General features: G+C 62.3%; 15 protein-coding genes. 9 read left to right on the top strand and 6 right to left on the bottom strand.

What is annotated here, in order from left to right:
* Positions 1 to 384: 384 nt before the first annotated feature.
* The 3 genes from IAE77_RS11960 to IAE77_RS11950 form a co-directional block, all read right to left on the bottom strand.
* Positions 385 to 3,318 carry a DUF4838 domain-containing protein gene (locus IAE77_RS11960; RefSeq protein ID WP_294226654.1) on the bottom strand — a complete coding sequence of 978 codons (2,934 nt, stop codon included), beginning with the start codon at positions 3,316 to 3,318 and terminating at the stop codon, positions 385 to 387.
* A 186-nt stretch (positions 3,319 to 3,504) separates the two neighbouring features.
* Complete coding sequence (locus IAE77_RS11955) at positions 3,505 to 4,545, bottom strand: retropepsin-like aspartic protease (RefSeq protein ID WP_294226651.1); 1,041 nt, start codon at positions 4,543 to 4,545, stop codon at positions 3,505 to 3,507.
* 50 nt (positions 4,546 to 4,595) lie between these two features.
* Positions 4,596 to 5,357, bottom strand: a complete 762-nt coding sequence (locus IAE77_RS11950; RefSeq protein ID WP_294226647.1) for a retropepsin-like aspartic protease — start codon at positions 5,355 to 5,357, stop codon at positions 4,596 to 4,598.
* A 294-nt stretch (positions 5,358 to 5,651) separates the two neighbouring features.
* On the opposite strand from IAE77_RS11950, the gene IAE77_RS11945 reads away from it, so the two are divergent.
* The 8 genes from IAE77_RS11945 to IAE77_RS11910 are packed head-to-tail and all read left to right on the top strand — an operon-like array spanning position 5,652 to position 21,175.
* Positions 5,652 to 6,908 carry an ABC transporter permease gene (locus IAE77_RS11945; RefSeq protein ID WP_294226644.1) on the top strand — a complete coding sequence of 419 codons (1,257 nt, stop codon included), beginning with the start codon at positions 5,652 to 5,654 and terminating at the stop codon, positions 6,906 to 6,908.
* 3 nt (positions 6,909 to 6,911) lie between these two features.
* Positions 6,912 to 8,429, top strand: a complete 1,518-nt coding sequence (locus IAE77_RS11940) for an ABC transporter permease subunit (RefSeq protein ID WP_294226641.1) — start codon at positions 6,912 to 6,914, stop codon at positions 8,427 to 8,429.
* Positions 8,426 to 10,381, top strand: a complete 1,956-nt coding sequence (locus IAE77_RS11935; RefSeq protein ID WP_294226638.1) for an extracellular solute-binding protein — start codon at positions 8,426 to 8,428, stop codon at positions 10,379 to 10,381. The genes IAE77_RS11940 and IAE77_RS11935 overlap by 4 nt, the downstream gene beginning before the upstream one ends.
* Complete coding sequence (locus IAE77_RS11930; RefSeq protein WP_294226635.1) at positions 10,378 to 11,376, top strand: ABC transporter ATP-binding protein; 999 nt, start codon at positions 10,378 to 10,380, stop codon at positions 11,374 to 11,376. Before IAE77_RS11935 ends, IAE77_RS11930 begins: the two co-directional genes overlap by 4 nt.
* Entirely contained in the window at positions 11,373 to 12,341 is a 969-nt protein-coding gene (locus IAE77_RS11925) for an oligopeptide/dipeptide ABC transporter ATP-binding protein (protein ID WP_294226632.1), read from the top strand. The genes IAE77_RS11930 and IAE77_RS11925 overlap by 4 nt, the downstream gene beginning before the upstream one ends.
* Before the next feature lie 51 nt (positions 12,342 to 12,392).
* Positions 12,393 to 15,611 carry an AAA family ATPase gene (locus IAE77_RS11920; RefSeq protein WP_294226629.1) on the top strand — a complete coding sequence of 1,073 codons (3,219 nt, stop codon included), beginning with the start codon at positions 12,393 to 12,395 and terminating at the stop codon, positions 15,609 to 15,611.
* Complete coding sequence (locus IAE77_RS11915; protein WP_294226626.1) at positions 15,608 to 18,886, top strand: AAA family ATPase; 3,279 nt, start codon at positions 15,608 to 15,610, stop codon at positions 18,884 to 18,886. Before IAE77_RS11920 ends, IAE77_RS11915 begins: the two co-directional genes overlap by 4 nt.
* A 9-nt stretch (positions 18,887 to 18,895) precedes the next feature.
* The gene (locus tag IAE77_RS11910; protein ID WP_294226623.1) at positions 18,896 to 21,175 is read left to right on the top strand and encodes an AAA family ATPase; all 2,280 of its coding nucleotides are present in this window, start codon (positions 18,896 to 18,898) and stop codon (positions 21,173 to 21,175) included.
* Between the two features lie 13 nt (positions 21,176 to 21,188).
* On the opposite strand, the gene IAE77_RS11905 is transcribed toward IAE77_RS11910, so the two are convergent.
* The 3 genes from IAE77_RS11905 to IAE77_RS11895 form a co-directional block, all read right to left on the bottom strand.
* Positions 21,189 to 22,760, bottom strand: coding sequence for a sodium/solute symporter (locus IAE77_RS11905; protein ID WP_294226619.1), 1,572 nt, complete (start codon positions 22,758 to 22,760; stop codon positions 21,189 to 21,191).
* Between the two features lie 54 nt (positions 22,761 to 22,814).
* Positions 22,815 to 23,123, bottom strand: a complete 309-nt coding sequence (locus tag IAE77_RS11900) for a DUF485 domain-containing protein (protein WP_294226617.1) — start codon at positions 23,121 to 23,123, stop codon at positions 22,815 to 22,817.
* Between the two features lie 78 nt (positions 23,124 to 23,201).
* Entirely contained in the window at positions 23,202 to 24,119 is a 918-nt protein-coding gene (locus IAE77_RS11895; RefSeq protein ID WP_294226614.1) for an alkaline phosphatase family protein, read from the bottom strand.
* A 119-nt stretch (positions 24,120 to 24,238) separates the two neighbouring features.
* Between IAE77_RS11895 and IAE77_RS11890 the strand changes: the two genes are divergently transcribed.
* A complete protein-coding gene (locus tag IAE77_RS11890; RefSeq protein WP_294226611.1) occupies positions 24,239 to 26,002 on the top strand; it encodes an SLC13 family permease in 1,764 nt (587 codons plus the stop codon).
* Positions 26,003 to 26,130 lie beyond the last annotated feature (128 nt).

Genomic DNA, 26,130 nt, shown 5'->3' with positions numbered 1-26,130 from the left:
ATGCGGAGGCGGGGCCTGAAGTTCCGGGGAAGAGACACGGCAGATCCGCAGTAACCGCAGTGGGCGACGCCATATTTCGTGTCCCAGGTGCCTTCAGGCATCGGCGAAGCGCAGTTCGGGCACTTGAGATCCACCAAACCGTGAGCTGGAACCGGCAACATGTTCATTTCGGCCACACGCTACCGGAAATCCATGTTCTGGAAATTATAATTCTCCTCGCCGTTCTTTCACTCTCCTTGCCTCCGAACGAGGGCGAGATTGAACCACTCGACCCCAGGGCACCTTGCTCGAAGTCGAGGGTGATGCGGTAGTCTTCGAGCAATAAGTTCGCAGACGAGCCTAACCTCAAGGTGCTGCGCGTGAGCATTCCTTTTGTCTCACGGGCTATTTCCCGCCGGTCAATTTCTGCAGGGCTTTGAGCACGCTGTCGCGAACGCGAGGATCGCTGGTGAGCGGGAGCGCAGCCTTGAAGTCGGCCTGGGCCTCGACCCGTTGACCGACGGCGGCATAAGCTTGGCCGCGGGCGAAGCAGCCTTCTCCGGCCGCCCAGAAGGGCCAAAGGGTCAGGTCTTCGTTGCCAAAGCGTTCGATGACTTCCTTCGGCTTTCGCTGGGAGAGCAGACTGACCATCTGGGCATTCTTCCGCTCGGCTTCGATGGGAATGCGGGCGGCCAATTTTTCGGCGCGGGCATGATCTTTCAATGAGCTGGCCGCAGCGGCCGCTTGTTTCAGCGCCTGGGATTGTTGGAGGTCGGTCAGTTTGCCCTGGGACCCGTCCGCCAAGGCAACCAGCGCTGCCATCGCCTCGGCCTTCGGCAGGCTGGCCGCCGCGCTGACTGCCGTCAGAAAATTCGTCGCCGTCGGATCGGCCTCAAAGGTGTGCGACAATCCGGCGTAGAGGTGCCCGAAGCTCAAGGGATGATTGAAGCCTTTGTGTCCTGTAGGTGAGAAGGCCGAATGCTCGGCCTCGTTCCCTCGCACCCGCTGCCGGCAGACGTTGACGAACCACGGCAGGCTGATCGACGGCGTGCGGCCCACGACTTGGTGCAGCGGGTCCTCCGTATTACTGGTGACGGGAATGCGGATTTCGACCGTCCATTGGTCGTCATCGACGTGCGTGGCGACCTCGGCTTCGGAGTCCCAATCAGAGATTCCCTTTCCAGCTCGATCGAGATCGCAAACAACTCCGGCAGGATTGACGGCGATTTGATAAAAGGAGTGGTTGGGCGTTTCCAACAGGATTTCAACGGTGTCGCCGAGGAAGATCGCCATGTCGTCGCGCTTGGCCGCCGTGACGTTCAGCTTCCCACCGGGCGTCTCCTCGCAGCGCACGGCGAAGTAGAGGTTGTTGTCGTCCCAACCGGCCTTCACGGTGGTCCCCAGGGATGGCCACCGGCCGGTTTGCACCTCCCGCAGGCGGCCCACGGATCCGGGGTTGATCTTTTGCCAGAAAGGCTCGTCAAGGCGGCCATCGATGACGATGCCCTTGGCGTCGCCCACCAGGCGCAGCTTTGGCACGAGGCCGCGCTTCTGCCCGAGCTGCGCCGCTTTCGCCCGCAAGCCGTTGAGGAACTCGTCCAGAGCTGCGAGACGCCGCGCCTCGATGCTTGATGGCTCCAGTTTCGCCTTCGCTCCATCGAACAGGGCCAGCGCCGCATCGACCTTCGACTTTTCATTCTCCATGTCCGACGAGTTGGCATCGCAATAGCGAAAAAACGCCTTCATGGCGTCGCCGGCAGGGCCGTAGAGCAGGCGGCAATATTCGTCCAACAAGGCCTCCGCGTCTTGCTGCTTGCCGCCCCAATACATCCGCGCCGTGAAGTAGATCTGGAACGCATTGAAGGCAGCGCGGGCGTCGAACTTTGTCCCGAGGGCGTTCAGATAAATGCTTTCGCCGCGCGAAACTCCCTTGGTCGCGTTGATGTCGTGGCCGATCGCCCCCGCGGCGAAGCTGGGCTTGTAGTGGTCGCGACTCGTCCACGGGTAGTTTTCATACATCTCGAACGGGCGGTCCGTTTTCGACAGCCAGCTTTCGCGCCAGGCCTGCAATTCGTCCTGTTTGGCCGCGGGCATGTGCGGAGGAAGCCGACCGTTGCAGAGGATCACCTGCACGTTCGGCTCGAGCTTTGCGATGTCCGTCGGTGGCAGCCTGTAGTAATTGTAGGCGACGTTATAGATGAGCTTCGTCGGGTGCGTCTTGGCGACTTCCTTGGCGATGCGGTTGACGAAGCCCCACACATAGTTCGAGTGCCTGCCTTCCGGAGGACGAGCCGGATCATCTTTCCCTTTGCACAGGGGACACTGGCACATCGCGATGAAGGCGTCGGGCGGCATCACCGACACGCCCTCGAAATCATAAACAGAGAACTGAGCCCGGACACAGCGCAGCATTTCCTGAAACAGCCCTTCGCTGGAGTAACAGAATTGTTTGATGTCCCGCTTGCCTCCGTAGAGGGCGAACCACTCCGGATGGGAGTCGAAAAGCTCCTGGCGCTGCAACAGGGTGATGCCGTGCTCGGTCAACGGCCTGAACGGATGACGCGCCCCCAGCCGCCAGGCCCATTCGCCCATGTTGAGATGGAAGGTGCGAATCTCAAAGTCGGGATGCACGGTCCGGTCGATCTGCGGCAGGGCGATTGATTTCGTCCGCGGCACGATCTCGCCCAATTCACCCGGCAGCAGCCAGCGCACGCCGAGATCCTGCAGAAAGGCGGTGACCGCGTTATACGATCCCCGTTCGTCATGCGTCCACACTTCGAAACGATTGTTCTTTCCAGGGCGCGGGGCCGCGTCGGGCAGGCCGACATCGGCCGGCATCTGGCGACGAGCCCTCCAGACGGAATCGGCAATCCTCGGTCGGTTCCAAGGGCCGCCTGCCGCAGCTTCCCACTCCTGCTGCACCCGGGCGTATTCGCCGGCGTCGCCTCCCCGGCGGGCCCAGATTTTGGGTGGGACGAAGTCCGTGTTGTCTCCGACAAAGGCCAGCCAATCGCCGCCCGAGACGAGACGATAGGCGCCGTATTTCAGCCCTTCGGCGGTGATCTTGAGCTTGTCGGTGCCCGGGCTGTCCCCCACGAAGAGCTTGACCGCCTTCCCGCTCGGTTCGGTGACGATCGGCAGCCGTGCGCCACTGATCTTCTCAACGTAGTTTTGCAGGTCGGCAGCCGCCAGGCGCACGCTGCGCGCGGGCTGCTGGGCAATCACGATCTCGGCCCGCGGTTCCCCGTTTTCGACGATCCACGGCGCGGCTTGCAGGACGCCGGAGAAAGTCGTGATCCAAAAAGTGGCAAAGCCGCGAATGAGGCGGGTGGAGGTCATGTAGTTGCTGATCGACAGGTGTTGTTCTGTTGGAGGGCGCTCGCAGCTCGATCCGACGCTTGAATTGCTGATGGAAACGGCCGGGGCAAGTGTGGAAACGGGAAGTTCGCCAACGATCCAGGCGCGAGGTCCCCCGCACACGTCGGCACGGAGCCGAAACGCCTGCCCTCCAAGCGCCCGCTGAGATCACCACTCCACCCAGAGCACCTTGTGCTCGAAATCGAGGGTGATGCGGTAGTCTTCGAGCAGGTAGGTGCCGAGACGCGATGGGCCGGGCATGACGTCCACTTCGGCGAACGGGTAGTAGGAACCGAACAACCCCAATGCGTTGAACTCAAGCACGCGCACTTGGGCGTCCTTGGGCGTCTGGGCACCTCCGACACCGGTGATGAGATAGTTTCCTCCCACGTGCCAGCCGCCATCGCGGTAACCGAGCACCCGGGCGATGTTTTGATCGAGTTGGACGCCGAAAATCGAGCCTGAATCCACCACGGCATCCCACGATATTTTGCCATATTTCAAATGCGTCGTCGGCACGCCTTGAGCCATGCTGAGGTTTGTCTTGTGCATGCGCTTCCGGGTCTGGCCCGGAAAGCTGCGAGTGAAGCCGAACTCGAACTGCTCCTTCAGGAAATCGAGCGTCACGTATTTGCAGTGCTGGGCGGCCAGATGGACGCCGATGACCGAAATGCCAAGATGCTCCTTCAGAATGCTGGTGCCCCAGGCCGTGCGTTGCATGCGGATGATGCAGGGCAGGTTTTGCACCTTCCAGGAGCCGATTTGCAGCGTGGGAATGATGGCGGCCATCCCAGGTTCCTTGCCGAGGACACCCGACATCGTCGGCCGCACCTGCGGAACTGTCCTGAACCCATACTCCACCGCCTGTTCCGCGTCGAACACGCTGAAAGTCGCGCCTGTGTCGAACATGAACTTCTTTGGTTTGCGCCCGTTGAGGCTCAGCTTGAGGTAGGGCACCCCGTTCTCATAGTACATCGGCACCTTCAGCACCCCCTCCGCAGGCGGCGTGCTGACGGAACGCACGCGAAGGCCGTCCTTGTTGACCTTCAGCTCGGAGGCGGGCACGGCCTGCGCCTGGAGTTGCTGCTGCATGCCGGCGGACACCGCCTCGTTTTTGACGGCAAAAGACTCCGCGCAGCCTGTCGCGCCCAGCAGGAAGCCGGTCAATTGCAGCATGCGCGAGATCACGAGCAGGGGCGGCCAGTTCATGCAGCGCAAGCCATTCGTCGGGGCACTCCCGCTGTCAACCGCAGCCGCCATCATCTTTCCAGCCACAGGGTTTTGGTGACAAAGTCGAGTGTCAGACGCGAACCCGCCCAATAGCGCGAGCCGACGCGTTTCGGCCCTGGCATGACATAAAATGCCGCCGCCGCATGGGTCTCACCGCAGAGGCTCACGCCTCCGGTTCCACGCACCACGCGTGCGCCCGCCTTGTCTGCGCTCACACTGCCGCCGACACCACTGAGAATGAGGCCTTCTCCCATGCTGAAGCCGCCACGCGCGTGTCCCAGCCGCGATGCGGTGTCCTGATCGATGACAATCCCCCACGATGAACCCGTATCGACCACCGCGTCCCACGAATCACCGCCGGAATTCACGCGGATGACCGGCAAACCGTTGACCCATCGAAACGGAGCACGCGTCGCATGTGAGCCTCCCGGCTGAAACGGGCGTGAGAAACCAGCTTCGAGGCCACCACGACGGTAATCGATGGTCACAAAAGTGCAGTGGCGGCGAAAGTGATCGATGCCGAGGATCGCGCTGCCCAAACCACCAACACGGAAAGCGGAGCGGCTGCGCACGAGGCAGGGGACATGGTCTGCGCGCCACGAGCCGATCTTCAGCGTCTGCATCATCGCCTGTGTGGCCGAGGTGCTGCCGTGCACCCCCCGAATCGTCACGGACTGGCCGCTGGCAGGCAGCAGCCCGGTGGCGGTCGCGATGTCGGGTTCGAACACGCTGGTCACAGCGCCCGTGTCGAACAGCAGCGCGATGGGCGCCCGGTCGTTGATGCTGGCCATGACATGCGGTGCAGCGGAGCGAAAGTGAGCCGGCACCACGATGTCCGCGGCGGAACTTCCCGCCCTGAAAGGCAGGTAAGGCACCGCGCAGGATGAAAGCAGGGCTGAAATCAGAAGTGCGGTGAGTTTTTTCATCGGACAAGCGTGGCACGAACGAATACGCAGCCGTCCGCGCTTGCGGTTCCCGCGATCAGAGGCCGACAGCGTGTGTTCTGGTGCAAATCGCACACAAATCCTTGTGCTCACGGCCGTAATGTCAGAGATTTTTCACTTTCTCCGTCCGATACCCGCTGAATGACCGCCTACTTCATCCGCCGCTTTTTGCTCATCCTGCCGACGCTCGTCGGGGCGACGATGGCGGTGTATTTTATCGTCCGCATGGCACCGGGCGGGCCGGTGGAGGCGATGATGCGGCAGGCGATGGCTTTGAACGCCAAAAGCAGCCAGCGTGACGCCGGTGGATCGCTGAGCGAGGAGCAGAAGGAGCAGCTCCTCGTTCACTTCAAATTCGATAAGCCCTACCTCATCGGCTACCTCATGTGGCTCGGTGCACTGCCGAGCGAGGAGAGCCGGCAGGTGATCAAAGTCGAGGATGGCAAAAAAGAGGCGAGCGGCACGCTGAAGCGTCTGCTGCCCAAAGCTGAATGGAAGCCCAACAACGCCTACGAGCTCATCGAGGCCGTGCTGAATGAGAAAGGCGAGGTGCGTGACAAGTCTGGAAACCTCGTCCCCGGTTGGAAAGCCCGCTTTGAGCCGGAGAAACAGCGTTTCGTGGTTTTCCGCCCGGAGTTCAACGGGCTGCTGCAGGGCAATCTGGGCATCTCCACCCGCTACAATGACCCGGTGGGCGGCATGATGCTGGAGCGCATGCCGGTTTCGATCTTCTACGGGCTGATCTCGTTTGTGCTCACTTACATCATCTGCATCCCGCTGGGCGTGGTGAAGGCCATCAAGCATCGCAGCTTCCTCGACAATGCGAGCTCGATCCTGATTTTCATTGGCTACGCGGTGCCGGGGTTCGTGCTGGGCAGTATTCTGGTGGTGTACCTGGCCGCCCGCATGGGCTGGTTCCCCACCGGAGGCTTCACGAGCGAAAACTTTGCCGACATGGGCTTTCTCGAAAAAGCCTGGGACCTCGTGCATCACGGGGCGCTGCCGCTGGTGTGCTACATGGTGGGCAGCTTCGCCTTCATCACCATGCTGATGAAGAACAACCTCATGGACAACCTGGCCTCCGACTACGTGCGCACCGCGGTGGCAAAGGGAGCGAGCTTCCGCCTCGCCGTCGTGGGCCATGCGCTGCGCAATTCGCTCATCCCCATCGCCACCACGCTTGGCGGCATCGTGACCATCTTTGTGGCCGGTTCCATCCTCGTGGAGCGTGTGTTCGACATCAACGGCTTCGGCATGCTGAGCTTCCAGGCCGTGCTGGACCGCGATGTGCCGCTGATGATGGGCATCCTGACCATCGATGTGTTTCTCATCATGCTGGGAAACATCCTCTCCGACTACCTCGTGGCCTGCATGGACCCGCGCATTCGATTTGAATAAACCATGTCACCTCGCGCTCTCGGTCACACGCTCACGTTTTTCACGCTGCTCGCCGGTGCGCAGCAGCTCGCGGGGCTGCGTGTGCCGGTGCTGAAGATTCCGTTTCTCGCCGGGGTATGGCCCGGCTGGGTGCTGCTGGCGGTGTTTCTGGCCTGCGGCGTGTCTTTGCAGCTGCGTGGCAAACGCGAGTGGCAGTTCAGCCCGCTCACCTTGAAGCAGCTCCGCCGGTTCCGCTCGCTCAAGCGCGGCTGGTTGTCCTTTTTGATTCTGCTGGGCCTCGCGGGCCTCGCCATGCTGGACAATCTGCTCGTCGGCAAGCAGGCGCTCATGGTCAGCCATGATGGAAAGTGGTCGTTTCCCTTTCTGCGTGGCGATGTGATCCCTGGCAAGGCCTTCGGCCTCGATTACGAGAGCGAGACGAACTACCGCGAGCTGCAAAAGAAGTTCCGCGAAGCCAGCAGGGGCGATTGGGTGCTCATGCCGCTCGTTCCGTACGCGCCGAAGCTCGACTCCGACGAGATCATCGAACAGCTCGAGCGCGATGCCTCCGGCAAGCTCCTCGCTCCCGGCGGCACGCAGCTTTTCAATGGTCGCGCTTACACGGTCTTTCGCGAGAAGCCGGTGCAGAAGCGCCAGGAGTTCACCTTCCGTCACGGCGTGCTCAATGGCGACATGATGGGCTGGGATGTGAATGGCGAGCAGGTGGAGAAGGCCACCTTCAAAGAGGGCGGGCGGGTGAAATATGATGACTTCACCGGTGGTAAGGCCGCGGCGCTCCAAGCGGCGGGCGGTGAGCAGCTTTTCACGGTGATTTACCCTCCCTCGCCGCCGTCGTGGCGTCAGGGGCACTGGCTGGGCACGAACTCGCAGGGCGGTGACATCCTCGCCGTGCTCTACGGCGGCTGGCAGCAGGCGCTGATTGCCTCCGTGCTGTTTTTGACCTTCGTCTTCGCCGCGGGCGTGACCATCGGCGGCGTGCTCGGCTACTTCGGCGGCCTGGCTGACCTGCTGGGCCAGCGTTTGATCGAAATCTGGTCGGTGCTGCCATTCCTTTTTGTCGTGATGATCGTGAGCTCGCTGGTCGAGCCGACGATGATTATCCTCGTCGGCATCATCGGCGTGTTTGGCTGGATGGAGACCGCCACCTACCTGCGTACGGCGACCTATCGCGAAAAGGAGCGCGACTACGTCTCCGCCGCCCGCCTGCTCGGCGCTGGGCCGCTGCGTGTCATGTTCAAGCACATCCTGCCGAACACGATCGCCATCCTCGTCACGCTCGCGCCGTTCAAAGTGGCCGGCATCATCACCGCGCTCGCCTCGCTGGACTTCCTCGGCTTTGGCCTGCCGCCCGCGGAGCCGAGCTGGGGCCGCCTACTGCACGAAGGCACGGAAAATTTCAATTACCCCTGGATCGTCAGCGGAGCGTTCGCCGCCATGGTCATCGTGCTCGTGCTCGTCACCTTCGTGGGCGAGGCCGTGCGCGAGGCCTTTGATCCGAAAAAGTTCACCACTTACAAATGAGCCGAGATCCGAGAGCCAAGCGCCAAGAGCCAACCCGCACGCGAAGCACCTTCGCGGCGCTACTGACGCTCTGCTCTTGGCTCACCGTTCTTCCCTGCGAGGCCGACGACCGCTTTCCGCCCTATGACAACACCGCGGAGGTGCAGGCCTACTACAAGTCGAAGCCGGACTTCTTCCGCTTCAAAACGCCTGCGGATCTGCCGGCGGACCTGAAATGGGAAAACGGCGGCGATCTGCCGGAAATGGGCGATCCCGATGCGAAGAAGGGCGGCGTCTTCCACGATCAAATCGACTCGTTTCCCGCCACGTTCCGCTTTGTCGGCCCGGATGCGAACGGCTCCTTCCGCTCGGAACATTGGGATCACATCAATGTGAACCTCATCCAGCCGCATCTCAATGTGGACGGCTGGGCACCGGGCATCGCGAAGGAGTGGGCGGTCTCACCAGACGGCAAGACGATGTACTTCCGCATCGATCCAGACGCCACCTTCTCCGACGGCGTGAAGATCGAAAGCGACGACTACTTCATGACCTTCTACGTCATGCAGTCGCCCTATTTGAAGGACCCGTGGTACAACGACTACTACACGAAGGAGTTCACCGGCATCACCCGCTATGACGAGCGCACATTTGCCTTCCACATGCCGGAGAGCAAACCAGACCGCATGTACATCGTTTATGACCTCCAGCCGCTCGCGCGGCACTTCTTCAAGGAGTTCACCGATGACTATCCCGCCCGCTACCAGTGGCGGAAATTTCCGACCACGGGCGCGTATGACATTTTCCCCGAAGGCATCAAAAAAGGCCGCTCCATCACGCTCACTCGCCTGAAGAACTGGTGGGCACGCGACAAGAAGCACTACCGCTACCGCTTCAATCCCGACTTCATCGAGTACAAAGTCGTCGGCAGCATGGACAAGACCTGGGAGATGTTCCGCCAGGGCCAGATTGACTGGTTTGCGCTCGGTCTGCCGCGTTACTGGTATGACAAGTCCGAGGTGCCGGAGTTCTACAACGGCTACATCGAGCGGCAGAAGTTCTTCAATGACTTCCCCCGCATCTCGCGCGGCATCTACATCAACCAGAGCAAGCCGCTGCTCGATAGTCTCGACGTGCGCATCGGCATCGCGCACGCCCTGAACTTCCAAAAAGTGATCGATGTGGACTTCCGCGGCGACTACACGCGCATGCAGAGCACCTTCGCGGGCTTCGGACGCTTCACGAACCCGAATGTCAAAGCGCGGCCCTTTGATGTGCCGAAGGCGCGCGAGCATTTCGCCAAGGCGGGCTTCAGCACCGCCGGCAAGGACGGCGTGCTCGTCAACGCGGCCGGCAAGCGTCTCTCGGTCACCCTTTCCTTGCCGCAGGGCCCGTTTGTGCCGATGGCGCTGCGCCTCAAGGAGGAGGCGATGAAGGCAGGTCTGGAGATCAACCTGGAAGAGCTCGACATGACCGTGCTCTTCAAGAAGATGGACCAGAAGAACCACGAGATGGTCATGGCCGGCTGGGCCGCGCAGCCGCCATTTCCACGCCTGTGGGAATACTATCACAGCGACAACGCGTGGAAGGTGCAGCCCGATGGCACCCGCAAGCTCGTGCCGGACACCAACAACGTCACGATGAACGCTGATCCGGCCATGGACCCGCTCATCGACCAGTATCGCAAGGCACAGACGGAGGACGAGGTTCAGCGCCTCGGCTGGCAACTCCAGCAAATGGTCGAGGACAAATGCATCTCCATCCCCGCATGGGAAAGCCCCGCCTACCGCTTCGGCCACTGGCGCTGGATCAAATGGCCGCGCGACGGCAACCTCAAGAAGAGCCAGCTCCCGCTCGACACGCATGTGCACTGGATCGACGAGGATGCCCGCAAGGAGACGCAGCAGGCGATCCGCGACGGCCGCTCCTTCGGCGAGGTGTATCGAATCTTTGACCAGTATCAGATCAAATGAGCGAACCCATCCTCCAGGTCGAAAATCTCGTCACCGGCTTCGATACCGACGCCGGACGTGTGGTGGCTGTCGATGGCGTGAGCTTCACGGTGCCGAAAGGCAAAACGCTCGGCATTGTCGGCGAAAGCGGCTGCGGGAAGAGCGTGACGGCGTTTTCGATCACGCGACTGCTTCCTCAACCGCACGGCAAAATTCTCGGCGGCAGCATCCGCTTCGAAAATCGCGATCTGGTCACGCTTTCGCCCGAGGACATGCGAAAAGTGCGTGGGAACGACATCTCGATGATTTTCCAGGAGCCGATGACCGCGCTCAATCCGGTGCAAACCATCGGCAAACAGCTCTGCGAGGCCGTTTTGCTCCACGAGCCCGGAATCGAGCCGCGTGAGGCTTTGTCGCGTAGCCTCGACATGCTGAACAAAGTGCGCATTCCGGCCGCGGAGCAGCGTCTGAACGAGTATCCGCATCAACTCAGCGGCGGCATGCGTCAGCGCGTGATGATCGCGATGGCGCTCATCAACACGCCGAAGCTCCTTATCGCCGACGAACCGACCACCGCGCTCGATGTGACCGTGCAGGCTCAAATTCTCGAGCTGATCCGTGACATGCAGCAAGACCTCGGCATGAGCGTCATTTTGATCACGCACGACCTCGGTGTGATCGCCGAGGTGTGCGATGAAGTCATCGTCATGTATGCCGGCCGCATCGTCGAGCGCGGCCCCGTGAGCGAAATCTTCGCCAAGCCGCTCCATCCTTACACTCAAGGCCTCATCCAGTGTCTGCCGAAGCTCGATCATCCGCCGAAGACCCCGCTTCCGGTCATCCCCGGCATGGTCCCGAGCCTAGCAGACATGCCCAAAGGCTGCCGCTTCGCCCCACGCTGCCCCAACAAGCACAGCGATGACGTTTTGAGCCAACGCCAGCCCTGGAAGGAATGCGGCAGCGGCCATGGCGTCGAGGCCTGCGCGTGCTTTGCCCAACAACTGTCTGCTTCATGAGTCTCCTCTCCGTCCAAAACCTCAAGATGCACTTCCCGGTGCGTGGCGGCGTGTTTTACACGACGAAGGCGACGTGCAAGGCGGTGGATGGTGTGAGCTTTGAGCTGCAACCGGGCGAGACACTCGGACTCGTCGGTGAAAGCGGCTGCGGGAAGTCCACGGTGGCGAAGTCGGTTGTGCGGTTGCTGAAACCGACGGCGGGGAGCATCCAGTTTAACGGCCACGACATCTCGACGAAGTCGCAGGGGCAGCTTCGCGAGCTGCGGCGGGAGTTGCAGATGGTGTTTCAAGATCCGGCGGAGTCGCTGAACCCGCGTCACACCATCGGGCAGATCTTGGAGGAGCCGTTCATCATTCAAAAGATGGGTGCGCGAGCCGAGCGCAGCGAATGGGCGGCGGAGCTGCTGAAACGCGTCGGCTTGCCGGCAGATGGCGTGCACAAGTATCCCTTCGAGTTCAGCGGCGGTCAGCGGCAGCGCATCGGCATTGCGAGAGCGCTCGCGTTGAAGCCGAAGCTCATCGTGTGCGACGAACCGGTCTCCGCGCTCGACGTGAGTGTTCAGGCGCAGGTCTTGAACCTGCTGCTGGAGCTTCAGCGGGACTTTGGGCTCGCGTATCTGTTCATCGCGCATGATTTGAGCGTCGTGCAGCACATGAGCGATCGCGTGGCGGTGATGTACCTTGGCAAAATCGTCGAGATGGCACCTGCGGCGGAGCTTTATAAGAATCCGCGGCATGCCTACACGAAGGCTTTGCTCGATGCGATCCCCATCGCGGACCCGACGAAGCGTCGCGAGCGTCAATTGCTGCGTGGTGATGTGCCTTCGCCGATCAATCCGCCGGCCGGTTGCGCTTTTGGGCATCGCATGAAGCATCCGAAGTGGGAAGAGAGCACAAAGATGGACCTGCGCCTCAAAGAGGTGTCGCCGGGACACTGGGTGCAGGCGTGTCCGTGCTGCACGTGATGATGCTTGCCTCCTGCCGCGCTTTCGGGAGCATGGTCGTCCCGTTTTTGAATGCCTGAACGAACGATCCATGTGCAAGCCGTCACGCTCGGCCTGGGCGATGACCTGGAGTTGGTGGAGTGTCATGGGTTTCCCGAGGTCTCGAGCCTGGGCGACAAAGCCGGACGCGCGACGGTGGGGTTGCGCTCAAAGATCACGGCGCTGCTGAAAGACCCTGAAGCCGTGCCGGTGCCGACGTTGCATCGTCGGGTCACGGGCAGGGACGGCCGCGTGGAACAGATCACGATCACCCTGGAAGCGCCGAAGAAGCGCGCCGACTGGCGGACGCCGGTGGAGTTGCGTTTTGATTATCTCGCATGGTCGGAGGCCGACGATCTGCATCTGGCGTTCATTCCGGCGCTTGGTGTGCAGGTGATCGCTGCAAAGGCGGAGCAGATCGCCGAACGCGTGGAGGCTCATGTGCGGCTGGCACTCGTGGATCGTGTGAAACGCGTTTCCCTGGAGCGCCTGGCGAAGACGCAGATTGTGCGTGAGTTGCGGGTGGATGAGCTCAGCGTCACGGCCGAGATCAAGACACCGCGTGAGCTGGAGGAACAGAAGGACGGGGAGAAAAAGGAGAAGTCGGTGCTGCGCCGGGTGGCGGTGAAACTCACGCGGCAGAACACGGCGCCCGCGTTCGAGATGGAAGCCACGCTGCATCTGTTGCGCGAGGCGCTGGAGTCAAGACAGCCTGCCAGCGTGCTGCTCGTGGGGCCGCCAGGTGTGGGAAAGACGGCTGCCGTGCGGGAACTGGCACGCATGACTGGAAAAAGTGTCTGGAGCACCAGCGGCGCGCAGCTCATCGCCGGCCAGTCAGGATTCGGGCAGTGGCAGGAGCGCTGCCGGGACCTGTGCCGCGAGGCTTCGAAGACAAAATCGGTGCTGCATCTGGGAAATCTGGTCGAACTGATGGAGGTCGGCCAGCACAGCGCGAATGCACAGAGCATCGCCAGTTTTTTGCGGCCATGGATCGCTCGCGGCGAGCTTCTCGCCATCGCGGAATGCACGCCGGAGCAACTGGCGGTCATTGAGCGGCGTGATCCGCACATCGCGGGCGCATTTCTGCACGTTCGCGTGCCGGAGCCGGCTCCAGAGGTCACGCGGCGCATTTTGGACCAGGTGTTTCTGCATCTGGCACGGAAGGACAGCGACCACGCACGGTCGGACGCGGCGCTCGACTGGCTGCACCAGCTCCATCGCCGTTACGCCACGTATTCAGCCAACCCGGGACGTCCGGTCCGGTTTCTCACGACGCTGGTCACGGAGCAGCCGGTGGAACAAAAGACGCTGCTGAGCGTGGCGCAGGTCACCGCCGCTTTCACCCGGGAGACAGGGCTCCCAGAGGTGCTTTTGAAGGATGATCTTCCGCTCGACCTGGATGCCACACGGCAGTGGTTCACGCAGCGGGTGATCGGCCAGCCGCAGGCGGTGGAGGCGGTGCTGGATCTGCTGGTGACGGTGAAAGCCCGCCTGAACCGTCCCAAGCAGCCGCTGGCGTCGTTTTTGTTCGTGGGACCGACGGGCACGGGCAAGACGGAGCTGGCGAAGTCTCTCGCGGAGTTCCTTTTTGGCAGCGCGAACCGGCTGGCACGCTTCGACTTGAGCGAGTTCAGTGATGCGGCGTCGGTTCAGCGGTTGATCGGCGGTGCAGGTCAGCCCGAGGGGCTTCTGACCTCCCGAGTGCGCGAGCAGCCGTTCAGCGTGCTGCTGCTGGACGAGTTCGAAAAGGCCGATCCGGCGTTTTTTGACCTGCTGCTGCAGATCCTCGGAGATGGACGCCTCACCGACGCCGCGGGGCGGGTGGCAGACTTTTGCAACACGGTGGTCATCATGACCTCCAACCTCGGTGCGCGGGATTTTCAGCGTGGCGCCGTGGGATTTCCCGGCGGTGCGGCAAGTGACAGCAGCGGCCATTTTGAGGAAGCGGCACGCCAGTTTCTGCGGCCGGAGATTTACAATCGCCTCGGCGCCATTTTGCGATTCCGGGCCCTGAGTCGCGACCTCATGCTACGTGTCACCCGGCGTCATCTGGACCTTCTCAGACAGCGTGACGGCCTCCGCCTGCGCGCTGTGGATCTGCGACTCGGTCCCGGAGTGGAGGAGCATCTGGCAGATCGCGGGCACGACCCAAAGTATGGCGCACGACCGCTGAAACGTGTGCTGGAGCGCGAGCTGATGGTGCCGCTGGCCGAGGCGCTGAACGACGTGCGGCATCGCCAGCCGCTCGTGGCCACGGTGAATGTCGTGAAGCAGGCGCTGGTGATCGAAGTACGCCAGCATCAGGCCAAAGAGGACGCCGCAGCCACGCAGCAAGCGCTGAAACTCGCCGACGAGGTGGTGACGCTCCGCCGCCGTTTGTCAAAGCTGGCACGAAGCTCGACCGTGAGTGCGCTGGAGAATGAAGTACCCATCCTGGCCGTGTTGGAACGACGAAGCGCAAAACGCGGCTGGCTCAGCAGCGACGAACAGGAGCGCATGGCGCGGCTGGGGCATTTGCGCCGCTTGCTGGGAGACCTGGCCAGGCTCACTCAGCGCATGGACGGTCTGGAAACGGACACGCTCGGCACCTTTCATCTGGCAGGCGGTTTTGACGCCGCTGCACTGCACCAATGCCTGTCAGAGATTCAAAACGACCGTCAGCAGCTTCAGCGTGACTTTTTCCGCCTGAGCTTCACGCAGCCGGATGACGTCGTGGTCGCCATCTACAGCGAAGAGCGCGGCTGGATGCAGCAGATGATTCGCATTTACCTCGACCACGCCGCTGCTCTGGGTGGAAAGCTCCTGGGCTTCGAATTTGTGCTGCCACCCGCAGGCCGGGATGCGCCGGAGAGCAAGCCGCGCCGCGAACCTCCGAAGAATGTGAACGAACCAATGGCCAGACCGCCGGGCGGCTGGGTGGGAGCCCTGCTGCATCTGCGCGGCGAGTTGTTTCATCCGCGCTTCCTTCATGAGGCGGGCCTGCACAAGCACGTCAGCAACGGCGTGCACCGGATCTGCCTGGTGGAGGCGGGAGCGACGCAGCTCGCCGATTACGTGCCTCCGGCTGGCGTCCACCGCGCTGGATTCATCACCGACAAGTCCAGCAAACCGCGCCGGCTTTTCAACGCTGACGAAAACAAGATCTCCGACAGCATCCTTGCCGAGTCTGAGTGGGCACGTTCGGAGCCGGATGCGGCGATGCGACGCCTGATCGAGGCACGACTGGCGAAGGCCGTGGAGGAGCTGTCATGACGATCACGCTGCCCATTTACATCGAGGAGCACTCACGCGGAGCGGGGGAGGCGCCGCTGTTTGTGCTGAGGCCCCTGCATCGTGATGAGCCCATGCGGAAGTCGGAAAAGCTCTCGCGTGCTCTCGCGCAGATGCAATCCGACCTGCAGACGAAGCTGCTGGAGCTTTCGCAAGACACCCGGCATGACGAGCTGGCCCACTGGTCTCTGCTGCCGGACTATGACACGAGGACGCTGGACCTGCGCATCGAGTTGAAGAGCGGCCCGCATCTTCGACGCTTCTTTCTGGCAGGTTACGAGGCCTTGGGGCGCAAGCTCTGGTTCACACCCAGGCTGTCCAACGTGCATTTTGAGGTGCTGAAGGATCAGCGGCTCAACGAACGCGCGGTGGAGGTGCTGACCCAGCATTTTCGCGAGATGGAAAAGAAGGGAGACGGCGTCGATCTCGATGACTACGCGCTGCCGCAGGAAGGCAAGGCCCGGCTGACCGTGCTGGAGGTGAAGATCAAGCCGGCCCTCAATGCGCTGAAGGCGAAACCAGCCAGACGGGCCTCCATTTTCGGCGGCAGCGACAAAAAGCCCGATGGCGAGGCCGAACTGCGCAAAGTGGGCCGGCTGCTGAACTCGATGTATCCCGATGATCTGCCACGAGCGACCGGCCGTGAGACGGAAGTGGCGGATCTGGAGCGCTGGCTGCGCCTGCCGGACAAGCGTGCCCTTTTGCTCGTCGGACCGCGTCAGGTCGGGAAAAGCGCCCTCGTGCAGGAGTTCGTCTGGCGCATGATGGCGGACAAGGCGTGGACCAAGAGGCGGAATGTGTGGCTCGTCTCACCGATGCGGCTGATCAGCGGCATGAGCTACGTGGGCCAGTGGCAGAATCGCGTGCAGGCGATCTGCGAGCACGTCGAAAAGAACGACGCGGTGCTTTATCTGGACGACCTGCCCGGTCTCTTCACCGCCGGACAGAGCGCGAACAGCGATTTGAGCGTGGCGCAACTTCTGAAGCCGCGTCTTGAAAAGCGCAGCCTGCGCCTGCTGGCGGAGATCACGCCCGAATCATGGCGGGTGCTGCGTGAGCGTGACCGCACCTTCGCCGACCTCTTTCATGTGGTGCCGGTGACGGAGCCGGGAGAGGCGGACACGCTGCGCATTCTGGTGAGCGCCGCGCGTGAAATGGAGCGGCAGCATGACTGTGCGTTTTCCATCGAAGTGGTGCCGGCCGTGTATGAACTGCATCGCCGCTTCGCGAGCGATGCGGCGTTTCCAGGCAAGGCGGCGGGCTTCCTCCAACGTCTTTCAGTCAAGCATGCAGGCGGGACCTGTGACCGTCACGCCGCACTGGAAGAGTTTCGCGAGCGCAGCGGCCTGCACTTGTCGATGCTCGACAGCACGCAGGCGCTCAGCCGTGAGAGCATCGTGAACGACCTCCTGAAACATGTCAGCGGTCAGGACGAGGTGCTGCATGCCTTTGCGGATGTGCTCATCAAGCTCAAGGCACGGTTGAACGATCCGCGCCGGCCCCTGGCGGCCTTTTTGCTGCTGGGACCGACGGGTGTGGGCAAAACGCAGTGCGCGAAGGCGCTGGCGCAGCATTTGTTCGGCAGCGCGGACCGTCTGCTGCGCTTCGACATGAACGAAATGGTGGATTCGACTGCCGTGCCGCGGCTCACCGGGACGCCGGGGCAGCCAGACGGGCTGCTCACAGGCGCGGTGCGCAGGCAGCCCTTCTCCGTGGTGCTGTTTGACGAGATCGAAAAGGCCGCCCCCGAGGTTTTTGACATGCTGCTGGGCGTTCTGGACGAAGGACGGCTCAGCGATGCGCTCGGTCGCGTGGCGGACTTCACGAGCTGCGTGATCCTGCTCACCTCAAATCTCGGCGTTCGCGAGGCGGGCTCGCGCATCGGTTTCGGTGGCGTTCAGGAGACCGAAATGGAGGCGGCGTATGTCAAGGCGGCGGAAAAGTTCTTCCGACCGGAGTTTTTCAACCGGCTGGACCGCGTGCTGCCGTTCCGCGAACTGAAACGTGAACATCTGGCGGAGATCGCCAACCGGCTGCTGGCCGATGTGTTGAAGCGCGATGGTTTGCGGCAACGCCAGTGCCTCTTTGACTTCACGGCGGCGGCGGCCGAACGGCTCGTGGAGCTGGGGCATCATCCGCAGCTCGGCGCACGCGCTTTGAAACGCGTGATCGAGCGGGAAGTGGCGCAACCGCTCGCCGCCGATCTCGCGGCACGCACACCGGGCATTCCGCTGCGGATTGAGCTGCGTTGCGCTGATCAACAGTTCACGCTGCACACTCGGGAGCTGCGCCCGGTGGAACGCACCGTGTTTTGGCCTGAACAACTCTCTCGGGGCGGCGTTCCTGCGACAGCGGTGCTGGATGCGGCCTATGACGCGCTGGGCCGACTGACCGACAGCATCGAAGCGCATGCACCGGGCGGCAAGGTCGAGCTCGATGCGCTCACCCAGGCCCAGGAACGCTACTACCATTGTCGTGAACAGGTGCGCCGTGTGGAGCGCGTGTTGCAGGCAGCGGAGAACAGCCTGAAGGCCCGCCCCGTCAGCAGCAGCCGTGTGCTTTCCGTTTCCCGTGCACGTCCGGTGAAAATCGTCGTCCGCCAGTACCTTTCCGGCAATCCACGCTTTGACCGCGCACGCGAAGCCGAGCTGCATCAAAGCGAACTCGCCGACCTCGACGCGACGAGCCTCGAAATCGCCGAGACGCCCGTCTTCGCATGTGTGCGGGAGCTTTCACTGCTGGAGTTGATGACAGGTGAACCCCATGACTATGCGGCGGTTGGCCTGGTCATTCGCGGGAAGGGGCCGCGTGCCATGGGCCATGCCAAAGCGCTTCAGGAAAGAGTGCTGAGGCTCTTGAGCAGCCATTGGGGCTGCGAAGTGAAGCCGGTCGGCGCACTGGCTGACTCTTTGCGGCCGTTCCAGACCGGCATCTGGACGGCGGGGTTGAATGTCGCGCGTTTGCTGGAACCGCTGCGGGGTTGCTGGCTGCTGGAAGACGACGGTTCCCTGCAGACGCTGGAGGTGCAGAGGCTCACCTGCGCGACCGCCAACGAGCTGGCTCAGCGCCTCGCGCAGTCCATCCCGGTGGAAGAAGCACCCGTGGTGATGACGGCGCGTTCCAATCACCAGATCCTCAGCCATCACACCGGCCTGGCTGTGCAAGAAGACGCGGACGAAGACGGATTCCGCGCCTTTCACCTCTCCGCTCTGCCACTCCCGGAAGAACTGGACGCGCTGTTTCAATCTCCGAACTGATTCCTGACCATGGCGACGCATGTTTTCCCCGTCCTGCTCTGGCGTGATGCCAGCGGTGGTGTCACCGGCTTGCTGGTGGGAGACTACCGCAACGCATCTGCCTGCGGGGCCACGCCGCAGGAGGTGCTGAGGCAGCTCAGTGAGGCACTGGCCTGGCGTGCCGAGCATGAATCCTGGAGCATCGACCCTGAACTGCTGGAGCCACAGCTGCGAGAGGTGAAGGTGGAGGTGCGTGCGCAATACAAAGACGAGACCGGCCACCGTCTCATCCCCAGTCCGGAAACGGTGACGCTGCGCGTGCCGTGTGTGACCGGAAAAGCAGAGAACGGCCTGCCGGTATGCGAAGTCCCGGTGCTGGAACTGCGGTTTCACTTTCACAACGAGGCACAGCTCAAAGAACTGGTGCGCCACTACGTGAAAGACCACCTCACCGGCATGACACCCGCGGATCTGGCGCTGAAACTGCCGCCACGCAACGCATGGCTCGAACAGGTGAGTGTGCGCGAGGTGGCAGGCTCCACGCGACAGACGCCGATGCGCGAACGCGAGGACATGCAGGTGCTTTTCACCGTGGCGGATCCGCTGCTGCATGATCGTGGGCCGAGTTCGGCCGCCTATGGTCGCGACGCACAGGTGATGACGGTACTGCGCAAGCTCACGACGGAACGCGTCCACGTTTTGCTCGTGGGTGAGCCAGGTTGCGGCAAAAGCACCATCATCACCGACGCCGCCCGCCGCATGGCGCGACTCACTGCTGATGACGAGAGTGACAACTCCATGCGCACCTGGCGCTGCTGGCGTGGCAGCGGCGCACGCATGATCGCGGGAATGAAGTACCTCGGTCAGTGGGAGGAGCGCTGCGAGGAGTTCATCCAGAAACTGAGCGAGATCGAAGGCGTCTTCTGCGCGGAGAACCTGCTCGAGCTGCTACGCGTGGGAGGTGCGGAGGCCAATGACAGCGTGGGCGCCTTTTTGCTGCCGTTTTTACAACGCCGCGAGCTGCACATGATCGCGGAAGCCTCGCCAGCAGAGGTGGATGCCTGCCGAAGACTCATGCCAGGCCTGCTGGACGTTTTTCAAATCGTCCACGTGCCTGCCTTCGGTGACAATGAAGCACGCAATGTGCTGGAACGAGTCGCGCATGCCTGCGCGACCTCTGGAAGGCTCGAATTCGCTCCCGGAAGCGTGACACTCGTTCACCGGCTGTTTCGGCGCTTCCAGCCCTGCGCTGCTTTTCCAGGCCCGGCGTCAGCCTTCATTCGGAAACTCGCCGAGAGGGCAGGGCGCCAGACGTTGGACTCCCGCCGCGTCGATGCCGACGATGTGCTGGCCTTGTTCGTCCAGCAGACCGGTTTGCCTGAACTCCTGTTGCGGGATGAATGGCCGCTTCCTTTCGACGAGGTGCGCGAATCGCTCGCCGCACAGATCATCGGCCAGCCCGCGGCCGTGGAGGCCGCCGCACGCGTCATCACGGGCATCAAAGCCGGGATGACCGATCCTGGGCGGCCTCAGGGCGTGATGCTGTTCTGCGGGCCGACGGGCGTGGGCAAGACCGCGCTGGCCAGGGCGATGTCCGAGTTCTGTTTCGGCTCCGGGACGGAAAAGGAGCGTCTCGTGCGCCTGGACATGAGCGAATACGGAAGCTGGGGCGCGGCGCATCGCCTGCTGCATGCGCCGGATGGCGACGCGGCTGCGTGGATCCAAAAACTGCGCCGCCAGCCCTTCAGCGTGCTGCTTTTTGACGAGATCGAAAAAGCGGCTGCTGAAGTCTATGACGCGCTGCTGGGTCTGCTGGATGAAGGCCGTCTGACAGACCGTTTTGGCCGGGTGACCGACTTTCGCAGCGCCATCATCGTGATGACTTCCAACCTGGGGGCCACTTCACGCGGTGCGATGGGCTTTGGAGCGGACCAGGTTCCGCCCGCGTTTGAAACGGCCGTGAAGAAATTCTTCCGTCCCGAGTTCTTCAACCGCCTCGATGCGGTCGTCACCTTCGATTCACTGGCGCAGACGCATGTGCGTGACATTGCCCTCAAGGAACTCCACGACCTCAACCAGCGCGAGGGCCTGGCCGCCAGCGGGCTGACCCTGAGCTGGTCCGAAGAGCTGCTCGCCACGCTCGTGCGGGACGGTTACGACCACCGTTTCGGTGCCAGGCCCCTCCAGCGGGCCTTGGAACGCCTCGTGGTCACTCCGCTGGCAAAATGGCGGCTGGAAAACGCCGCCCAGCGAGATGCGACACTCTCGATCTCGCTGGAAGATGGCGGCACGCGGATCCAGGCCGCATGACGGCCCGTTTCGATCAATGCGCCGTCGCCTTCTCAGCACCAAGGCCGGTGTGGGCACGGACTTTGAGTTCGATGAACTTGGACTCGGCCTGCGGATCGCGGGCGGTGAGGATGGTGCCCAGCCAGGCGGCGAGGAAGCCGATGGGAATGCTGACGATGCCGGGGTTTTCGAGCGGGAAGATAGCGCCTTCCTTGCCAAACATGCCGTTCGGGCTGAGCAGGATGAGAACGATCGAGACGATCAGTCCGCCGCCGAGGCCTGCGACCGCTCCCGTGGTGTTGAAACGCTTCCAGAACACGCTGAGCACGATGACCGGCAGGTTTGCCGAGGCAGCGACGGAGAAGGCGAGGCCGACGAGGAACGCAGCGTTCACGCTGGGGCCCAAATAGATGGCCAGACCGATGCTGGCGGCACCGACGACGAAGGCGGTGATGCGCGCGACGCGGATTTCGTCGCCGGGGCGATGCTCCTTGTCGTGATGGATGACGTTGGTGTAGAAGTCGTGCGCGAAACTGGCGCTGGCGCTCATGGTGAGGCCGGCGACGACGGCGAGAATGGTCGCGAAGGCCACGGCGCTGATGAAGGCAAAGAACAACTCCCCGCCGAGGTGCTGCGCGAGGATCGGCGCGACCATGTTGGTGTTCGGTTTGCCAGCAGCGGTGAGGATTTTGGCCTTTTCCAGGATCGTGGCAGCGCCAAAGCCGAAGAAGGTGGTCATGATGTAGAACAGGCCGATGATGGCCATGGCCCACACGACGCTGGAGCGGGCGGTCTTGGCGTCTGGGACGGTGTAGAAGCGCACCAGAATGTGTGGCAGGCCGGCGGTGCCGAGCACCAAGCCGAGACAGAGGGAAATGAGATCAATGTGGCCCCACGCTCCAGCGGCGGCACCGTACTTCAGGCCGGGTTCGAGCAGGTTTTTGGGCGGAGCCGTGCCGGCGTAGTCGGCTTTGGAGACGGCCTCGAAGAAGTTGGCGAAGCTGAAGCCATGATGCTGCAGAACGAGGTAGCTCAAGAGCAACGCGCCGACCATGAGCAGCAGCGCCTTGATGATCTGCACCCAGGTGGTGGCCAGCATGCCGCCGAAGACGACATAGACGAGCATCAGGATCCCCACGCCGATCACTGCCGGCGCGAATTCGATGTGGATGAGCTCCTTGATCACCGCACCGGCGCCGACCATCTGCGCGATCATGTAGAAGGTGGAGACGACCAGGGTGCTCAGCGAGGCAAGCGCACGCACGGGACGTGGTTTGAGGCGATATGCGAGCAGGTCGGCCATCGTGTACTTGCCGGCGTTGCGCAGCGGCTCGGCGACGACCAGCAGCACGGTGATGTAGGCGACGAGGAAGCCGACGGAGTACATGAAGCCGTCGTAGCCTGAAAAGCAGATCATGCCGGAGATGCCGAGGAAGCTCGCGGCGCTCATGTAGTCGCCTGCGACGGCGAGGCCGTTCTGCCAGCCGGTGATGCTGCGCCCGGCGGCGAAGTAGGCGCTGGCGCCGGTGTTTTTCTTCGCCGCCCAGAAGGTGATGAGCAGCGTGAGGCCCACAAAGGCCAGGAACATGATGAGGGACGTGGACATGAAATCGGGAGAGGTGAAAATCAGCGGATCAGGCGGCGAACGACAAAGCGATCATCAATGATGCCCCTCGATGACAGCGGCGACTTCCTTGTCCCACTTCGATGCGACGCGGACGTAGATGAAGGCCATGATCCAGGCCATGAAGAATTGGGACAAGGCGAAGACGTAGGCCAGATTGACTTCTCCCCACACCTTCGTCTTCATCAAGTCAGGGAAGTAGCCGACGAGCACAGGCAGCGCCAGGTAATAGGCCATGAAGAAGATGGTGGCGCTGACGATGAACTTGGACTTGCGGCCCAGAAGCGCGCGGAACTCCGGCTTCGCTTCGATTTGTTCCCAGTTCACAGGTGATTTTTGGCTCATAGAGGGCGCGAGGTTAGAAAACCGGTCCTCGTTTGGCAAGGCCAAGCGTCCGGCTCGGGGGTTTTTCTTTCGCGACGATCACTCGAACGCACTGGTCACCGGTTTGCCGTCGAATTCGGCAGGCACGGGCACATCCAGCAGCCACAAGGCGGTGGCGGCGGTGTCGTAGGTGGTGACCTTGTCGGTGATGGTGAAGTTTTTCTTCACGCCTTTCCCCCAGGCGACCCAGGGAATGATCATGTCGTCAGGAATGTTCAGGCCATGCGTCTTGTCGTGGCCGCCGTGGTCGGCGCTGATGAGCATCACGCTCGAATCAGCGATGCCTGCGTCCTTGATGGCCTGCCACACCTGCCACAAGGCCTGATCGGTCACTTTGATCGCTTCCTTCTGTTCTGGCGAGCCCCAGCCGCTCTTGTGGCCGGCGCTGTCCACATCCGGGAAGTGGATGAAGGCGAGCTTCGGTTTGTGTTCCTTGATCCAGGCAGAGGCTTGTTTGGCGACCATCTGCGAAGGCTTTTTGTCCTTTTCGATCTCGGGAGTGCCAGCCACGGGCGCGGAGTCCTGCGGGCCGCCGAAATCGAACACATCCACGGAGTCCTTCAGCCACAGGTGCCGGAACTTCACCTTGCCGACGAACATGCCATCCACTGCCATGGGATCGGCGGCCTTCAGCAACGAGAAGACGGTGGGGACCTTCACGAAGCCTTTGATCGGCGTGAAGTTGTTCCACAAGATCTGATGCTTGTCCGGACCCACGCCCGTGAGCATGGAAGTGTGCGAAGGAAGGGTGATGGAAGGAAAGATCGTGCTGGCCTGCCAGGTCACGGCACCTTCAGCGGCGATCTGCTTCAGCGTCGGAGCCTCGCTTTCGGCGATCACGGCGGGCTTGCCGCCATCGATGCTGACGATGAAGACATGATCGGCACGCGGGGCGGCGATGGCGGTCAGACTGAGGGTGGCAAAAGAAACAAAGGTGCAGAAACAGGAACGCATCATGGTGGGGCGCGAGATAACGGTGCTGACGCTGTCATGCTTCCAAAACTTTGCGGTGCCCGAGTTTGAGCGCTTGCTTGTTGAGCCATTGAACGACTTGCGCCAGAAGTACCGACCCCCACATGGAAGCCTGGATTGTCATCGGACTGCTCATCGCGGTCGTCATCGCCTTTTCGACGGAGAAGATCTCCGTGGATCTGGTGACCCTGTCGATGCTGTGCGTGCTCGTGATGTGCGGGATCCTGAGCGCGGAGAAGGCCTTCGCAGCCTTTGGCGACCGCGTGATCGTGCTGCTGGCCGCGATCTTTGTGATCGGCGCCGCCCTTCGCGAGACCGGCGTGCTGGACATGATGGGCGGCTTTCTGGCGCAGACCTTTGGCAAGCAGCCAAAGCGGCTGATGGCGTTCATGATGGCCGTGGTGGCAGGAATCTCCGCGTTCATGAACAACACCACCGTCACCGCCGTGTTCATCGGGCCGGTGATCGGCCTGTGCCGCACGCTTGGCATCCCGCCCTCACGGCTGCTGATGCCGCTGGCGTTTGCCTCGCTGATGGGAGGCACCTGCACTTTGATCGGCACCTCCACGAACGTGGCGGTGAGCGGGGCGATCACGAAGATGGGCTTCAAGCCGTTCAGCATGTTCGAATTCGCCTTCATCGGGATGGTGATCGTGATCACAGGCATCGCCTACATGGTCTTCATCGGCAAACGCCTGGTGCCGGAGCGAGATCAGGACCTGATGGGCGGCGGTGACAGTGTACGTGAATATCTGGCGGAGGTGGTGGTGCTGCCGAGCTCACCCTTGATCGGGCAGGCGGCGTACGAGTCGGACTTTTCGGCCCTGGAGTTCCAAGTGCTCAAGATCCGCCGCCATGACCGCACACTCGATGCGGGACCAGCCGTGCAGTTCGAGGAAGGAGACGTGGTGCTGGTGGCCGGGAAGGTGGAAAACCTCATCAAGGTGAAAAAGATCGAGGGAATCGACATCCTGGAGGATGTGACGCTGCGCAGCTCAGGCATCGACATGCGGGATGCGCAGGTGGCGGAGGTGGTCATCGCGCCGCGGTCCAGCCTTGTCGGCAGATCGTTGCGCAACAGCAAGTTCCGGCAGCGCACGGGCCTCTCCGTGCTGGCATTGACCCGTGGCGGGCGGTCGTTGCTCCATCACATGGCGGACGAACGCCTTCACGCCGGGGACGTGCTGCTGCTGCAAGGGCCGAACGAGCGCTTCCGCGCCCTGGAGGAAGGCAGCGAGATGATCGTGATGGCACAGCATCAATTCAGCAGCGAGATGCGCCGCCGTGGGCTCACGCTGCTGGGCGCATTTGCGTTCGCTGTGATCGCGAGCAGCCTCGACTGGGTGCCGGATACCGTGGGCTTCGTGCTCGTGGCGATGCTGGCCGTCTTCACCCGCTGCATCAAACTGGAGAACGCCTACGCGAACATCGACTGGCGGTTGCTCATCCTCATTGGCGGCATGATGGCCTTTGGCGAGGCGATGAAGACCTCCGGAGCGGCGTCGATGGTGGCGGATACTCTCACGTCCTGGCTCGCGCCCATGGGCGTGTTTGCCGTCTTCGCCGGGTTCTGCGTGCTGACGATGATGCTGACGCAGCCGATGTCGAACGCAGCCGCGGCACTGGTCGTGCTGCCAGTCGCCATGCAAGCCGCGGCCCAGCTCGGCGCGGATCAGCGCTCGTTCGCGGTCGGGGTCATGATCAGCGCGTCCGCGTCGGTTCTCACGCCGTTCGAACCGAGCTGCATTCTGGTCTATGGCCCCGGCAAGTATCGCTTCGCCGATTTCATCAAGGCGGGTGGTGGTCTCACGTTCGTCATTCTGCTCGTCGTCCTGACGCTGGTGCCGCTGTTCTGGCCGTTGAAGTAGCTCGGGGGAGAGTTGTTCCCAGCGCTTATGATTGGAGGATGTGAGGTGTCCTGAACCATCCTATCCGTAAGTGATGCGAACAACTGCAACAAGCGCGTTCCGCCCTGCAATCATGCGGGTTCCACGCG

It is taken from the genome of Prosthecobacter sp. (assembly GCF_014879935.1).
GTDB lineage: Bacteria > Verrucomicrobiota > Verrucomicrobiia > Verrucomicrobiales > Verrucomicrobiaceae > Prosthecobacter.
This window is presented reverse-complemented; position numbering and strand designations above follow the sequence as displayed.

Bases quoted from the DNA above. Each gene is read 5' to 3' on its own strand.
- IAE77_RS11915 (WP_294226626.1), top strand. From the start codon at position 15,608: ATGACGATCACGCTGCCCATTTACATCGAGGAGCACTCACGCGGAGCG.
- IAE77_RS11910 (WP_294226623.1), top strand. From the start codon at position 18,896: ATGGCGACGCATGTTTTCCCCGTCCTGCTCTGGCGTGATGCCAGCGGT.
- IAE77_RS11895 (WP_294226614.1), bottom strand. From the start codon at position 24,119: ATGATGCGTTCCTGTTTCTGCACCTTTGTTTCTTTTGCCACCCTCAGT.
- IAE77_RS11950 (WP_294226647.1), bottom strand. From the start codon at position 5,357: ATGGCCAGCATCAACGACCGGGCGCCCATCGCGCTGCTGTTCGACACG.
- IAE77_RS11935 (WP_294226638.1), top strand. From the start codon at position 8,426: ATGAGCCGAGATCCGAGAGCCAAGCGCCAAGAGCCAACCCGCACGCGA.
- IAE77_RS11925 (WP_294226632.1), top strand. From the start codon at position 11,373: ATGAGTCTCCTCTCCGTCCAAAACCTCAAGATGCACTTCCCGGTGCGT.
- IAE77_RS11940 (WP_294226641.1), top strand. From the start codon at position 6,912: ATGTCACCTCGCGCTCTCGGTCACACGCTCACGTTTTTCACGCTGCTC.
- IAE77_RS11945 (WP_294226644.1), top strand. From the start codon at position 5,652: ATGACCGCCTACTTCATCCGCCGCTTTTTGCTCATCCTGCCGACGCTC.
- IAE77_RS11905 (WP_294226619.1), bottom strand. From the start codon at position 22,760: ATGTCCACGTCCCTCATCATGTTCCTGGCCTTTGTGGGCCTCACGCTG.
- IAE77_RS11890 (WP_294226611.1), top strand. From the start codon at position 24,239: ATGGAAGCCTGGATTGTCATCGGACTGCTCATCGCGGTCGTCATCGCC.
- IAE77_RS11960 (WP_294226654.1), bottom strand. From the start codon at position 3,318: ATGACCTCCACCCGCCTCATTCGCGGCTTTGCCACTTTTTGGATCACG.
- IAE77_RS11900 (WP_294226617.1), bottom strand. From the start codon at position 23,123: ATGAGCCAAAAATCACCTGTGAACTGGGAACAAATCGAAGCGAAGCCG.
- IAE77_RS11920 (WP_294226629.1), top strand. From the start codon at position 12,393: ATGCCTGAACGAACGATCCATGTGCAAGCCGTCACGCTCGGCCTGGGC.
- IAE77_RS11955 (WP_294226651.1), bottom strand. From the start codon at position 4,545: ATGAACTGGCCGCCCCTGCTCGTGATCTCGCGCATGCTGCAATTGACC.
- IAE77_RS11930 (WP_294226635.1), top strand. From the start codon at position 10,378: ATGAGCGAACCCATCCTCCAGGTCGAAAATCTCGTCACCGGCTTCGAT.